Consider the following 13,555-nt stretch of genomic DNA (forward strand, 5'->3'; position numbering starts at 1 on the left):
ACCCTTTTTGCGCATCATAGGAAGACACCTTAACATCCTTGTAGAGCAAAAAAAACACTGGGGATGTTTGTTATCATCCTCAGTGCTTTTTTACCCGAATTTACTTTTTAGTAGCCGACTTCAACGGCGGCATTTACCATATACATTAAGTCATTTTCGTCATTTTTGTCTTTCAGCAAAATTCCGCTGGATGTAGCCATGCCTCCATCGGTTACATCGACGGTAACAACACCATAAGGAATAGCTTCTTTTACTTTTTCAATATCCAGTTTTTCACGATCAAGCGGGACTGCTAGTCTGACATTCACCTTCATACTTTCAAGTCGCTCACCTGGAAGATTTTTTTCAATGCCAGGCATTGAGTTAGATAAAATCGCGTTTTCCACAGCACGAACAGCTGCCTTCGTCACATTTTGCCCGTGCACATCGATCCCTGTTCCTGTTTGTATAAATAAAACTTGATCCATGGATAACACTCCTTTATGCTTTTGGATCTTTCTATAAAAACACTTCCCAATCTGAGATTGTATAAAACATCGGCCGAGAAAACAAAAATTACTTAAGAGTGATTCATTTTATCAAGCTGATTCAGTAGTTCGTCCAACTTCTTTGATAGAATTAGAATATCTTCATAGTTTTGTTCTTTTTTATAAGCATGATACATTTTATTCCTTACATGTTCCACTTTTATTTCTATTTCTTTTTTTGTAGGCAAAATATTTCACTCCAATTCTCATATCCATTGATACCCGTATACGAATATTTAAAACACTTTATTTCATTTAAGGCTAAAATGTCAACTAATTATAAAATTTGTATAGTAGTTGTAAAGGAAAGACTTACAACTGGGAAAATATGTTAAACTGAAAAATATGATCTATTATGAAAGGAGGAGCAAAATGTTCATTTTATTCCTAAGTGGGCTTGTTTTAGGATTGGTTATTCATGCAGTAACGTATCTTTTCCGTAAAAGATGGGGCGATAGACAAAGGGCAATGGTCGTAGGAATTTCCGGAGCTGTGTTATTTATGGTTAGCATAACTGTGATTGGTGGTTTTGCAGGAATGCCTTTTGGTGTTATAAGCGCAGGGATTTTTAGCGTTGCAATTTTAATGGTCATTTTTAAAAACAATACCTTATGGAAAAAGGTAGTATACACTTCCGTCATAACGACAGTGCTTGGTTATTCCGTATTTCTCTATTTCACCCAAACAGATTATTGGGTAATAAAAAAGAGTCAGTATTACCTAGGTGATGAGGTTGGGGCGTACTTTCAAAAATTGCAGGAAAATCCTACTATTGAGGGTTATAAAACATTTACTATTTCAGAAGGAAATAAAAGCATTATCCTTTCCTTAGGTGAAGAGATGGCAGGAAATGATATTGAGGTGCTTGATGTGGAAGAACAGTCAAACACGACAATTGTGAAAATAAGAAGCTACTATAATCAATCTTCTGAAAAGAATCCGGTGATTGGTATTGGTCTGGACAGGTTAAAGGAAAATATTGTGATTATGGATACAAATGGTACGGTGTATGAAGAGGTGGAATAGGGCAATCGATGTCCTCCACCTCTTCGGGAAATTAACTAAAATTGAGATTCATAATTTCCGTTTTGATAGACTTTATATAGCCCAACTGTTCCGGAGCCACCATTTTTCTGCATCGACTTAGAAATGAGTTCCACACGATAATAGGCCCCTGACTCATCTGTATGTAACGAACCACCCATGTCATCAAAAAGAATACCTTCTTCTGTCTCCATGTCCAGTTCCTTTTTTAAGTAAGAAACGGCTGCTTCCCCACTCATAATTTTCGTCTGATCTGCGGGACTTTCTTTTTTCTCAGGATGCTCTGTGTTTTGTGAATGAGCATTTTCTTGCTCTTTCTCCATATTATTACCCTGTACTTGCTGCTCTGCTTGGGTGTTATCCGATTCTTTTTTCGCATGTTCAGTCTGTTCCTTGTTATTTTCTCCCTCATTGGGTTCGTTTTCTGTGCTAGATTGCGATGGAGCTTCTTTCTTTTCTATCAGCTTCTCCTGTCCTTTGTGTTCAGCTGCATGTGAATCTGTAGCATCATCGCCACAAGCAGCAAGTAAGCATAGAGTGATCCAGAGCATGGTAATTAGTAAGGCTACTTTTCTTTTCAAATGTTTTTCCTCCTTGCATTGTGTTGATTTTATAGATAAATCCAAAAAAATCGTAACATAATTAGGAATAGAAGGACAATGACCCTCAACTAGCATGATATAAATACATAATTCTATTTACTTTCTCGCGAAAACTGTCGATAATAAAAGTGGAATGTATTTTAATACATCATGATGGAGGAATCAGCATGTTTAATCAGCCTGAGTTATCTGGCTTTAACATCATAGAAGGGGACTATTCAAGCTCTATTATTATTTTATCTATCATTATAGCTATTTTTGCTTCTTATACAGCGCTTGTTATGAACCAACGAGTCCGTCAGAATAGTTTTTTCAATAAGCATCTCTGGTCAGTACTTGCTGCTTTTTCGATGGGCGTTGGGATTTGGTCCATGCATTTTATTGGGATGAGTGCGATGATGTTGCCGGTCCATATGCATTATGATCGGGTATTAACCATTGTTTCCATTATTCCAGCGATTGTGGCAGCATTTATTGCTTTTCATGTTGCTAATAAACCTCAGCCAACAAAGCGATCTCATTTTCTAGGTGGTTTATCTATGGGGGCGGGGATATCGCTCATGCATTACATTGGAATGGACTCCATGCACATGGAGGGTGTGTCATATTATTATCACCTGCCACTTTTTACACTTAGTATAGTCGTTGCTATAATCGTTTCTTTCGTAGCCTTATATGTCTTTTCCGTTTTGCAAAATCAGATGAAAAACTGGCTGCAACGGTTAATTGTGGCTGTCATAATGGGGATTGCCATATCCAGCATGCATTATATCGGCATGGCTGCTGTTGTTTTTTATGTACCAAAGGATTTTACTTTTGTAACACATATGCAAATGGAGGATATGCATTTTTTGCTGACCTTAATTATCAATGGCTTGGGAATAACGCTGCTATTATTTCTTTTAATGGAATTATTTGATCGGTTTGTTTCGAATAGAATAAATTATTATGACTCCATGACGAAGCTACCGAATTACAGGGAGTTTGAACGAAGGTTTTCTACTTCTACTTATTCTGCTATTGCCTTAATTGATATGGATAAAATGGATAAAAGAGGTTCCTTACATGGCTATATGGCTGTAGATGAGCTGATGAAAAAGGTCGCTGCCCGGTTATTGGAGCACAAGCCATCATCCATGGAGATTTATCGCATGGAAGGTCGTAAGTTTGCATTTGTCAGCCATAAATGGGTGGACAAGGATAAATTGGCAGCTTCCATGCAGAAAATGGTTGAAAGTCTATCTGCACCTTTTCCTCTAAAAGATAGGAATGTTACTATCTCTACTGTTTGTGCGATTGCAATGCAAGAGGAGGATAACAAGAGAAATTCGCTCTATGCTAATGCACTTGCTATTCTCCAAGATCCTAACATCCAATATACCAATCAGCTGGTTTTTTATGATGAAAATGTGCATCGGTATATGTTTGAACAGGGAATTTTACAAGATGTAGATAAAGCCTTTGCAGAAGATCAATTTTTTATTGTATATCAGCCAAAAATGAATATGCTGGATGGACATATGGTCGGTGTGGAGGCATTACTTCGATGGCAACACCCCGCGCAGGGGTTGATTAGCCCAGGGGTGTTTATCCCAATCCTGGAAAAGAATCATCGAATACAGGATGTAACACGCTGGGTTATAAAAGAAGTTTGTAAGCAGCTACAGCAGTGGCAGCTGGATAGTAAAGTGAATTGTCCTGTATCCATTAACATCCCAGGTGAATGTCTCACATCACACTCCTTGGTGAACTATTTAAAGGAAATGACAGAGACATATCAGATAGACCCGAAGTGGATTGAATTAGAGATAACAGAAACAAGCTTTGTAGCATCTATTCAACAGGCATTACGGGGAGTTGCTGCTCTTCGGAAAGAAGGATTTTCCATTGCACTTGATGATTTTGGTACAGGTGTTTCGTCGTTGTCATATTTGAAGCAAATGCCAATCAGTACGTTAAAAATAGATAAGTCATTTTTGGATGATGTACCACATTCGCGAAAGGACGCATCAATTATTCAGTCCATCATTTCATTAGGAAGATCATTGGATTTGAATATTGTCGTTGAAGGTGCGGAAACAAAGGAACAAATTCATTTCCTTGCCGATTTCTGTGATAACCCTATTATTCAGGGATATTATTATTCGAGGCCATTGCCTGCACTCGAGCTTTCTGAATGGTATAGCAGGTTTACACAGCCAGAAATCGTATAATGTTTGAACGAGCAATCCAGAATAACAACAGCTGGGTTGCTTTTTTGGTTATCATTCTTCTTAAAAGGGTACTAGCTTCATAGAGGAATAGAGAGGAAGGGGAGATCGGTATGGCAAATACGAAGCCTGTTGTGGCAATAGCAGGAGCAAGCGGCTATATTGGACAGAATTTAATTGAAAAGTTAGAAGGTCGGGTAAATATTATTGGCTTATCAAGAAATGGGGACAAGCGTGAGGATACGGATTCCGTTACATGGCGCTCTTGTGATTTATTTTCCTTAGCTGATGCAGAGAAAGGATTAAAGGGAGCAGATATTGCTGTTTACCTTGTACATTCAATGATGCCCTCTGCTAAGCTTACGCAGGGTGATTTTGAAGATATGGATGTTATCCTTGCAGATAATTTTGCCCAAGCAGCTAAAAAACAAGGAATAAAAAAACTAATCTATTTGGGTGGAATTATTCCAGACCATGCTCCTAAACTATCCAGGCATTTAAAAAGTCGTCTGGAGGTAGAGAGAATCCTCCGGGCTTATGGGACACCAGTTACCGCATTAAGAGCAGGGCTGATTGTAGGGCCAAAGGGATCCTCCTTCCCAATTCTAGCAAAGCTTGTGAAGCGGTTGCCTAGCATGATTTTACCCAAATGGACGAGAACAAACACACAGCCTGTTGCCCTCCCGGATGTTATGAACTCGCTAGGAAAACTTACAATGGAAGAGGAGCCGCAAAATAGATCCATAGATATTGGCGGACCTGATGTGATGACATATCGATCGATGATGGAGCAAACAGCAGAAATAATGGGGAAAAAGCGCTATATGTTTAATGTCCCATTCTTTTCCGTCAGTTTATCCCGTCTATGGCTGCGCCTTGTCACGCAAACCCCTAAAGAGATTGTTTACCCGCTTGTGGAAAGCTTGGAACATGAAATGACGGTTCAGGATAGCCACTTTGTGGAAGGGATTAGCCAAGGAAGCATCTCATTTAGGGAGGCTGCAGCATATGCCATGGAGGCAGATAACCAGGAGAACAAGAAACCAACAAAGAAAAAGCCGATCATCACTCCGCTCAAGCAAGATGTGCGGTCCGTACAGCGTGTGTGCTTGCCGGAGGGTTGCAGTGCCGACTGGGTGGGCAGATATTATGTGAAATGGCTGGAGGTTTTTCTGAATCCATGGATAAAAACGTCTACAGATGAGAACTTAAATTGTAAGATAGGTTTTCTGGGTAATAAAACCTCTATGCTGGAATTATCTTATTCGGCAGAGCGGAGTACAGAAGATAGAGCACTCTATTATATTACCGGTGGTTTTTTAACAGATCGCAAAGAAAATGAGCGAGGTAGAATGGAGTTCCGTAAAATCCCAGGAGCCAATGAGGCAATCATTGCAGTACATGATTTCACCCCAGCATTGCCGTGGTTTATCTACCATTACACACAAGCGAATATGCATTTATTTGTTATGTATGCCTTCCGTAAACATATGAAGAAGTTAAGTGAAGGACAGGCCTCTGAACAGGTCCAGCTATATGTCTAACAAGCTTCTCATAGAATTCTAATCCAATTCACAGGATTATTTCATAGGAGAGGAGTATACTAACTTTAGTAACATGATAGAAGAAGGAGAGAAACATCAATGAAAAAGCTTATCCTCCTAGCTGGCTTGTTATTTATTATAATTGCATTAGCAGCATGTGGAGACAATGAACAATCAACAGATACAGCAGATAACGAAGGAAACGAATCAACGGCAACAGAAGATGAGAATCAAAATTCGGATACAGAAAAGCCTGAAGATAAGGAAGTAACCAACGGAAATACGGAAAATAATGAGGAGGCAGCTGATATCGATCTAACAAAACTGCCAGAATACTCGCCAATTAAAAACCATATTGATTTAGATGCACATCACCCTGTAGTTGTGGAGGATAATGAGGGAAAACGAATTATTCTGTTCCGCAATGAGAAAAATCAGGAAAAATATAAAAGCATTTTTATAAAAGAAGAAGAGCGTGTGAAGATTATTGACCTGGATAAAGGAGAAATTTTTAACGGCTTGCTAAAATAGAAATGAGCGGGTAGCTATTGTTTAGCTGCCCGTTTTTTTTATGGCAGATTTGAGACAAAGCTGCTGCTCCCCGCGACAGGAGTGGCGCCATCCGAGACAGCGCGCACCACACCCGCGACAAGGAGAGCGCTATCCGAGACAGCTCGCACCGCACCCGAGACAAGAGGGGCGCCATCCGAGACAAGCAAGCCCTCAACCGCGACAACATCATCGCTATCCGCGACAGCCCACTCCTCAACCGAGACACACAATAACCTATCCTCTCCCCCCAAACCCTCAATTGACTAAAAATTATAACAATTATATACTAAACCTACAGTCGAAAGGAGGACTCTTTTTGAAAAATATTGGTAATCACATACAGTATCAGATTTATATGAACATGCACGACCCCGATCCAAACAGACTGCCAGTTGTATATGAAGAGTGGGAAAGGCTAGCCCGAGAAAAATTAGAGGATGGGCCGTATTACTATGTTGCAGGTGGAGCTGGCGGAGAAAATACAATGAACGCAAATTTGAAAGCGCTTAACCAATGGAAGATACTTCCACGCATGCTGCGAAATGTAGAGGATAGAGACTTATCCGTTTCGCTGTTTGGAAAGACTTATTCTTTTCCTGTGATGCACGCACCAATTGGTGTACAATCTATCATTCATCCAGAAGGTGAGATTGGCTCCGCACTTGCTTGTGCAGATGTAGGAGTGCCTTATATAGCAAGCTCAGCTTCTACCATTCCCATGGAAAAAATAGCAGAAAGTATGGGTGAGGCGGACAGATGGTTTCAATTATATTGGAGCAAAGACCCGGACATTACTGCAAGCTTTCTTCGTAGAGCGGAGGCTTCCGGTTATTCTGCAATTGTAGTCACATTGGATACACCGATGATGGCATGGCGCGAATATGATTTAAAAAATGTGTATTTACCATTCCTCGCTGGTGAAGGTGTTGGCAATTATTTTACAGATCCAGCATTTAACGCCAAGCTGGATAAATCCCCGAAGGAAGACCCACAGGCTGCTATAATGCATTGGACACAAATCTTTGGAAATGCCGGATTAACCTGGGAGGATATCGATTTTTTTAAAGCAAATACAAGCCTCCCCATTATTTTAAAAGGAATTCTCCATCCGGATGATGCGAAATTGGCATTGGATCACGGTGTAGATGGCATTATTGTTTCCAATCATGGAGGAAGACAGGTCGATGGAGCAATAGGTGCGTTGGAAGCACTCACTCTTGTATGTGAGGTAATTGATGGCCGGATACCCGTACTGATGGACAGTGGAATCCGAAGAGGTGCAGATATCATTAAAGCAATGGCATTGGGAGCCAGCGCTGTCCTTATTGGCAGACCACTCATGTATGGACTTGCTGTTGCGGGCCAGCAGGGAGTAAAGGAAGTTATGCAAAACATGATTGCAGATTTGGATATTACGTTAGGGCTCACAGGAGAAAAAGCTGTCCAGGATTTGAATACAAGCATAATGAAAAAATCTGTCGCAGAATAGCGGCATAGAGGAGAAAAAGTCATGGAATATGATGTAATTGTGGTCGGTGCAGGTCTGGCAGGTTTGGTAGCAACCGCAGAAATAGCGGATGGTGGGAAGAAGGTTCTTCTATTGGATCAAGAACCGGAAGCATCTCTTGGCGGCCAGGCCTGGTGGTCCTTTGGGGGATTATTTCTGGTTAATTCCCCTGAACAGCGGCGAATGGGGATTAAGGATTCCGAAGAGCTTGCCTGGCAGGACTGGTTGGGAACTGCTGGTTATGATCAAGAGGATGACGCAGATTACTGGGGGAAAAAGTGGGCAGAGGCCTATGTTAATTTTGCAGCAGGAGAGAAGCGCGAATGGTTGACGAACATGGGCGTGAAATTCTTTCCAGTTGTCGGTTGGGCAGAACGAGGCGGTTATCATGCTGGTGGTCACGGTAATTCCGTTCCCCGCTTTCACATTACATGGGGAACAGGACCAGGAATCGTCGACCCATTTGTACGACGCGTCAGGGAGCATATAAAAACAGGGAAGGTGATCTACAAACCACGTCATCGGGTTGATGAATTGATTCAAGAAAATGGCCGGATTACAGGTGTTCAGGGCTCCGTGCTTGTTCCAAGTATGGCATTACGCGGGGAGAAGAGTCCACAGGATGTGGTGCGCGTGTTTGAAGCAAAAGCAGAAGCTGTCCTCATAACAAGTGGTGGGATTGGAGCCAATTTTGACCTTATCCGGGAAAACTGGCCAGCACGACTGGGAACCCCTCCAGAACAAATGTTGTCAGGAGTACCTGCCCATGTAGATGGACGTATGCTGCTAATTTCAGAGGAAGCGGGTGGGCGAATCGTAAACAAGGATCGCATGTGGCATTATACCGAGGGAATAAAAAACTGGAATCCGATTTGGGAAAAGCACGGAATCCGTATACTCCCAGGGCCATCTTCTGTTTGGCTTGATGCTACAGGGCATCGACTTCCTTCTCCTAATTTTCCTGGTTTTGACACACTGGGGACATTAAAGGCGATTAAGGATACCGGCTATGACTATTCCTGGTTTATCCTTACTAAGAAGATTATCGAAAAGGAATTTGCTCTTTCCGGCTCGGAACAGAATCCTGATTTAACAGGAAAAAGTATCTCCAAAGTACTTAGTCGAATCCTACCTGGTGCCCCAGCCCCTGTTCAGGCATTTCTTGATAAGGGCGAGGGCTTCCTTACTGCCGATACAATTGATAACCTCGTCATAAAAATGAACAAATTTACTGGAGCGAATCGATTGGATGCGGATCGGGTGGTAGAGCAGATCCGCGCCCGTGACAGAGAAATCGATAATACTTTTACAAAAGATCTACAAATCACCGCAATGCGTGGGGCGCGAAATTATCTTGGTGATAAACTAATCAGGGTGGCCAAGCCACATAAAATCCTCGATTACCGAAATGGACCATTGATTGCTGTTCGCCTGCATATTATTAGCCGAAAAACACTTGGAGGATTGCAAAATAACTTATCAGCACAGGTGCTGGATGAGCAGGGTGAGGTCATTCCTGGACTCTATGCAGCAGGAGAAGTAGCCGGCTTTGGTGGAGGAGGGCTGCATGGCTATCGCTCTCTTGAAGGCACGTTCCTCGGAGGCTGTTTGTTTTCCGGAAGGGTTGCTGGAAGAGCGATTGTGTCGGATTTAACATAGATATTGAACTTGTTTAAGGATTGCTTTCCACTTTTCCACATAGGATATAGAAACAATGCTTTAAGAGGTGATGCCGCATGTACAAAGATACGAAAAAAGCAATTAAAATAAATCTATGGATCGGGGGAATCACCCTTCTATTCTTTGTTATCCTATCGATGGCTACGGATCAATGGGGCTTCTTCTTTTGGGCGCTTTGGAGTGTCTTTCTTGTATTTGTGATTAGCCTTTCGCAAATTAGAAAACATGAAAAAGCGAATAACCCCAAGCCCCCACCTGGTTGAACAATAGACCTTAACTTTTTGTCCAGCCGAAAAAAGGGAATAGAAAACGAGGAGGGATCGTAATGAAATACAAGACAGAAGATGAATATGAAATGATACCAGTAGAGGCGGATCGGCTGACTATGGAATTGGAGAAGCTGCCTGAATGGGAGCAGATTGATGACAAATGGATTGCCCGAAAGTATAAATTCGCCAGCTATATGGATGGAGTGCAATTTGCCAATCAGATTGCCGAATATGCAGAAAAGCGGCAGCATCATCCCTTCATTGCCATCGATTACAAAAAGGTCACGTTGAAAATATCCTCTTGGCGGGCAAAAGGAGTCACCGAATTGGATTTAGAAATGGTTCGTGACTTTGATGAAATATATACAAAAGAAGGGAAATGATCTCTTTATAGATAAGGACAAAGCCCGATTTTAGACTATTTCGGGCTGATCCTAATTTTTGTTAACGTAACAAACTTTCACCCCACACTTAAGAAAAACGTGCCAGTAGAAGTTCAAGCTCTTCCCTTTGCTCCTCTTCTGTTTCCAAATATTCTCCCGTGATGCCCTCCGTTTTTGTGCCGCCATTTCCGCTTGCTTCCTCTTATTCTCGATAAACCAATCAGGTATTTCCTCCTGTCTTAATTGTTCAAAAAGGTTCGCCTTTTGTTCTTTCTCTTCTTTGCGAACACGGTAATTATTCTCTTCCTCTTTAGCAGCAGCTACATCTTCAATACCTTTATTTCTCCATGCATGCAAAATAGCCTTCACATATCCCCAATGACTTTTTCCCTGCTCTAATGAACGCTTCATTGCTTGGATAACAAGCGCATCTCCAACATCATCTATCCAATAAATAAGTTCTTCTGTAATATATGTATTTGGTTCACCGAAATTATCGAAGTAAAATAATTTTGCGCCTGTAGCAGCTTCTTCTTCTTGTTTCTTTTTTATTTTTGTTTTTTGTTTATGTTTAATTAATGGGCTCAACTTGTGGCTCAGTTTTTGGTCCGGAGTGTAGTCCACTTTCTCTTCATGTGGTTCCATTTCAGAAGATGTATCGGCATATAATTGGACCACATGGTAGACCGCAGCTTGATTTCCACCTCGGGAAGTCACTTGAATAAATCCGTTTTCTTCTAATTCTATTCGAGCTCGCTTAAAACTACTTGCTGATAATCCAGCTTTATCCTGCAGCTTGGAAGCAGCTACGGTAAACGTTTTTTGCCAAAGCAGTTTATTATTGATGTCGTTCAATGTTAGCCAAAGGGATCTGGCGTGTATTGAAATCGGCTCCAGATCAATTTTCAAATGGAAAGCATTCATTTGTTTAATATAATTCATCTTGTCTTCTCCTTTAAAAACCTCTTTAAAACTACTATCGAAGGAGAAAGATAAAAGGGGGCATCCAAAAGATAATTTTTATTCTAAAAGATAAATTTCCCGTCTGTCAGGTGAAAATAGATGGACAAGGAAGATTAAAATAGTCACCATTTCAATGGAGCCACCGTGTATAGGTGAAAAGGTTGTTGTGCTTCTCCTGATAGAACAAAGAAGCACACAACAGCCAGTAAACACAGTAAATTAATCTCTCGCCAGCCCTCTTTCAAATGCTGCCAAGTGATTAACAGAGGCATTACGTAATTGGGTGAAAACTGTCCTGACATCTGCAGGGGGTTCCATGGATAAAAATCGATCGTACATGGAAATATTATCAATTTCTCCATCAACTCCAGCAGCAAATGCTTCTTTCAAATTTCCGGGTGTAGTTACGAAAGCCTGAGCTGTATTTTCTGGCAGAGGAATTTGGTACATATCAAACAGTGGGAGTAACGCGTAAATATGTCTTAATTCTGCTTCTTTTATTTGGGAAAATGTCCGAACGTCGCCAAAGGTCTGGAGAATATTATCATACCTTGCTTGTGCCAGAAATTCGTCTTGCAGAGCATAAGTGAGCATTTGAGGTAATGTTAGTGTAGTCGCGTTTAATGCACCTTTTGCTCCAAAGTCGGGGATCTGGCGAGTGTGACTTTTTCCATTATAATTGGCTAACATAAAATACATAAACCACACCGCATGATTTTGCTCATCTACAGCTACACGACGGAATTTCTCTTTTATTGTTGGATCTTCCGCCCGATCAGAAATACCCAAATAGAAATCAACCGTATTTTGTTCATCCTGAAATGCATAATCAATTCCAGCCAGGTAGTCATCTGGGCATCCTTCCATTAAAGTGTGGGATGGCTGCATACCGGTTAGCTGCATATAAATGGAGCTGAATATCTGAAGATGCCGGCCTTCATCCCGCTGTATTTCTTGAATTCTTTTTCGTTCCCATTCCGTAGGTGCTAATTTTGCCAATTTGCCATAGCAAGAAATGGCGCTATATTCACCGTTAATAGCTTTTTGAATGTCTTCTATAAGCGAAGCATCCTGTGAAGGACGGTTAGTATGGTTGTAGAAATCATTGGAATACATAGTCTTCCTCCTTAAAATTTACCTCTTATCCATGTTATGCATAAGGATTGGGCAAGAGTGCTTGTTCAGTTTCTTGAAAAGAATATAAGGTTCTTACTAAAGGAGGCTTGAATTTGATAAAATGAATGTAGAATGAAAAACAAAGGATGAAAACAATGAAAATAACCATCGTGTCGGTAGGGAAGCTAAAGGAAAAATATTTGAAGCAGGGTATCGCGGAATATATGAAACGACTCAGCGCCTATGCGACTGTAAATATCATGGAAGTACCAGATGAAAAGGCACCTGAAAACATGAGTAAGGCAGAGGAAGAGGAAGTAAAGCGCAAAGAGGGACAACGCATTCTCTCCCATCTTAATCAGGACACGTTTGTTATCACACTGGAGATTGAAGGCAAGATGCTGACATCCGAACAGCTTGCGGCTAAGCTGGATGAGCTAGCCACTTATGGGAAAAGCAAAATAGCTTTCGTAATCGGGGGATCTCTTGGGCTAAGTGAAGAAGTTACCAAACGAAGTGATCTTGCTCTATCTTTTTCAAAAATGACATTTCCACACCAGCTTATGCGGATGATTTTATTGGAGCAGGTGTACAGGGCGTATCGGATAAATAAGGGACAGCCATATCATAAGTAGCAGAAACAACATGTAGACATGTCCGCCAATGAGGATTTTTAAATCGCAGGTGAGGGTGAAGCTATATGGAGAAAGCCAAAAAGAAAACCCCCTTTCAAGGGAGTAATCGTGAGTTATTTTATGTAGGTTATATTTTGCTCGTATCATTACTTTCTAATATCCTGCCGTTTCATGTGAAATATGCATTTATCCCGTTACTTGTAGTTTTGGCGGTCAATATATACGTACATACGGAGCATTTTGTGAAAATGAAGCTAGCTTTAGTGATTGGGTTTATTTTACTCATTTTACTGATTTGAAACGTCTTTGTAAGCACATCTCCCTGTTGCTTCGTAACACTCTCGATAAATACTCCACTGACAGCCAACCCCCGCCAGATGTTATAATTTCAGCTAACAGGGTAAAGCCATAGAGATACATATTTTTTTAAAAAATTTCTATGGTCTAAAATAGTGCAAATATCCTCATAAATTGGGGGTTTCTGTCGAATAGTGTATAGATAAGAACCTTTAAATAAAACGGA

15 protein-coding genes are annotated in these 13,555 nt (G+C 40.9%); 10 read left to right on the forward strand and 5 right to left on the reverse strand.

Annotated elements, in window-relative coordinates:
• Nucleotides 1–107: 107 nt before the first annotated feature.
• Nucleotides 108–467, reverse strand: coding sequence for a Lin0512 family protein (locus tag JCM12304_RS03705; protein ID WP_019375798.1), 360 nt, complete (start codon nt 465–467; stop codon nt 108–110).
• 92 nt (nt 468–559) lie between these two features.
• Complete coding sequence (locus JCM12304_RS18940; protein ID WP_082387966.1) at nt 560–715, reverse strand: Spo0E family sporulation regulatory protein-aspartic acid phosphatase; 156 nt, start codon at nt 713–715, stop codon at nt 560–562.
• Between the two features lie 184 nt (nt 716–899).
• On the opposite strand from JCM12304_RS18940, the gene JCM12304_RS03710 reads away from it, so the two are divergent.
• A complete protein-coding gene (locus JCM12304_RS03710) occupies nt 900–1,553 on the forward strand; it encodes a YesK family protein (protein WP_060678573.1) in 654 nt (217 codons plus the stop codon).
• Nucleotides 1,554–1,588: 35 nt separating this feature from the next.
• On the opposite strand, the gene JCM12304_RS03715 is transcribed toward JCM12304_RS03710, so the two are convergent.
• Entirely contained in the window at nt 1,589–2,152 is a 564-nt protein-coding gene (locus tag JCM12304_RS03715; RefSeq protein WP_060678574.1) for a hypothetical protein, read from the reverse strand.
• 188 nt (nt 2,153–2,340) lie between these two features.
• On the opposite strand from JCM12304_RS03715, the gene JCM12304_RS03720 reads away from it, so the two are divergent.
• From JCM12304_RS03720 to JCM12304_RS03755, 7 genes are all read left to right on the forward strand, one after another.
• The gene (locus JCM12304_RS03720) at nt 2,341–4,386 is read left to right on the forward strand and encodes a bifunctional diguanylate cyclase/phosphodiesterase (RefSeq protein ID WP_060678575.1); all 2,046 of its coding nucleotides are present in this window, start codon (nt 2,341–2,343) and stop codon (nt 4,384–4,386) included.
• Nucleotides 4,387–4,496: 110 nt separating this feature from the next.
• Complete coding sequence (locus tag JCM12304_RS03725; RefSeq protein ID WP_060678576.1) at nt 4,497–5,927, forward strand: NAD(P)H-binding protein; 1,431 nt, start codon at nt 4,497–4,499, stop codon at nt 5,925–5,927.
• Between the two features lie 99 nt (nt 5,928–6,026).
• Complete coding sequence (locus JCM12304_RS03730; protein WP_060678577.1) at nt 6,027–6,458, forward strand: hypothetical protein; 432 nt, start codon at nt 6,027–6,029, stop codon at nt 6,456–6,458.
• 337 nt (nt 6,459–6,795) lie between these two features.
• Nucleotides 6,796–7,968 (forward strand): lactate 2-monooxygenase, encoded by a 1,173-nt coding sequence (locus JCM12304_RS03740; protein ID WP_157360419.1) that lies wholly within the window; start codon nt 6,796–6,798, stop codon nt 7,966–7,968.
• A 21-nt stretch (nt 7,969–7,989) separates the two neighbouring features.
• Nucleotides 7,990–9,645, forward strand: a complete 1,656-nt coding sequence (locus JCM12304_RS03745; protein WP_060678579.1) for an FAD-binding dehydrogenase — start codon at nt 7,990–7,992, stop codon at nt 9,643–9,645.
• A 77-nt stretch (nt 9,646–9,722) separates the two neighbouring features.
• Complete coding sequence (locus JCM12304_RS03750; RefSeq protein ID WP_060678580.1) at nt 9,723–9,929, forward strand: hypothetical protein; 207 nt, start codon at nt 9,723–9,725, stop codon at nt 9,927–9,929.
• 62 nt (nt 9,930–9,991) lie between these two features.
• Entirely contained in the window at nt 9,992–10,318 is a 327-nt protein-coding gene (locus tag JCM12304_RS03755) for a 4a-hydroxytetrahydrobiopterin dehydratase (protein WP_082387967.1), read from the forward strand.
• A 51-nt stretch (nt 10,319–10,369) separates the two neighbouring features.
• Here the strand turns inward: JCM12304_RS03755 and JCM12304_RS03760 are convergent, their stop codons facing one another.
• Nucleotides 10,370–11,260, reverse strand: coding sequence for a DnaD domain-containing protein (locus tag JCM12304_RS03760; RefSeq protein ID WP_060678581.1), 891 nt, complete (start codon nt 11,258–11,260; stop codon nt 10,370–10,372).
• Nucleotides 11,261–11,500: 240 nt separating this feature from the next.
• Nucleotides 11,501–12,397 (reverse strand): ferritin family protein, encoded by an 897-nt coding sequence (locus JCM12304_RS03765; RefSeq protein ID WP_060678582.1) that lies wholly within the window; start codon nt 12,395–12,397, stop codon nt 11,501–11,503.
• 155 nt (nt 12,398–12,552) lie between these two features.
• Here JCM12304_RS03765 and rlmH point away from each other — a divergent pair, with 155 nt between their 5' ends.
• Entirely contained in the window at nt 12,553–13,032 is a 480-nt protein-coding gene (rlmH, locus tag JCM12304_RS03770) for a 23S rRNA (pseudouridine(1915)-N(3))-methyltransferase RlmH (RefSeq protein ID WP_019375812.1), read from the forward strand.
• 65 nt (nt 13,033–13,097) lie between these two features.
• Nucleotides 13,098–13,331: a hypothetical protein gene (locus tag JCM12304_RS03775; protein WP_060678583.1), complete on the forward strand. Its 234-nt coding sequence runs from the start codon at nt 13,098–13,100 to the stop codon at nt 13,329–13,331.
• Nucleotides 13,332–13,555: the final 224 nt, after the last annotated feature.

Origin of the sequence: Virgibacillus halodenitrificans JCM 12304 (genome assembly GCF_001310895.1) — a bacterium.
In the GTDB taxonomy this organism is placed as follows: Bacteria; Bacillota; Bacilli; order Bacillales; family Amphibacillaceae; genus Virgibacillus_Q; species Virgibacillus_Q halodenitrificans.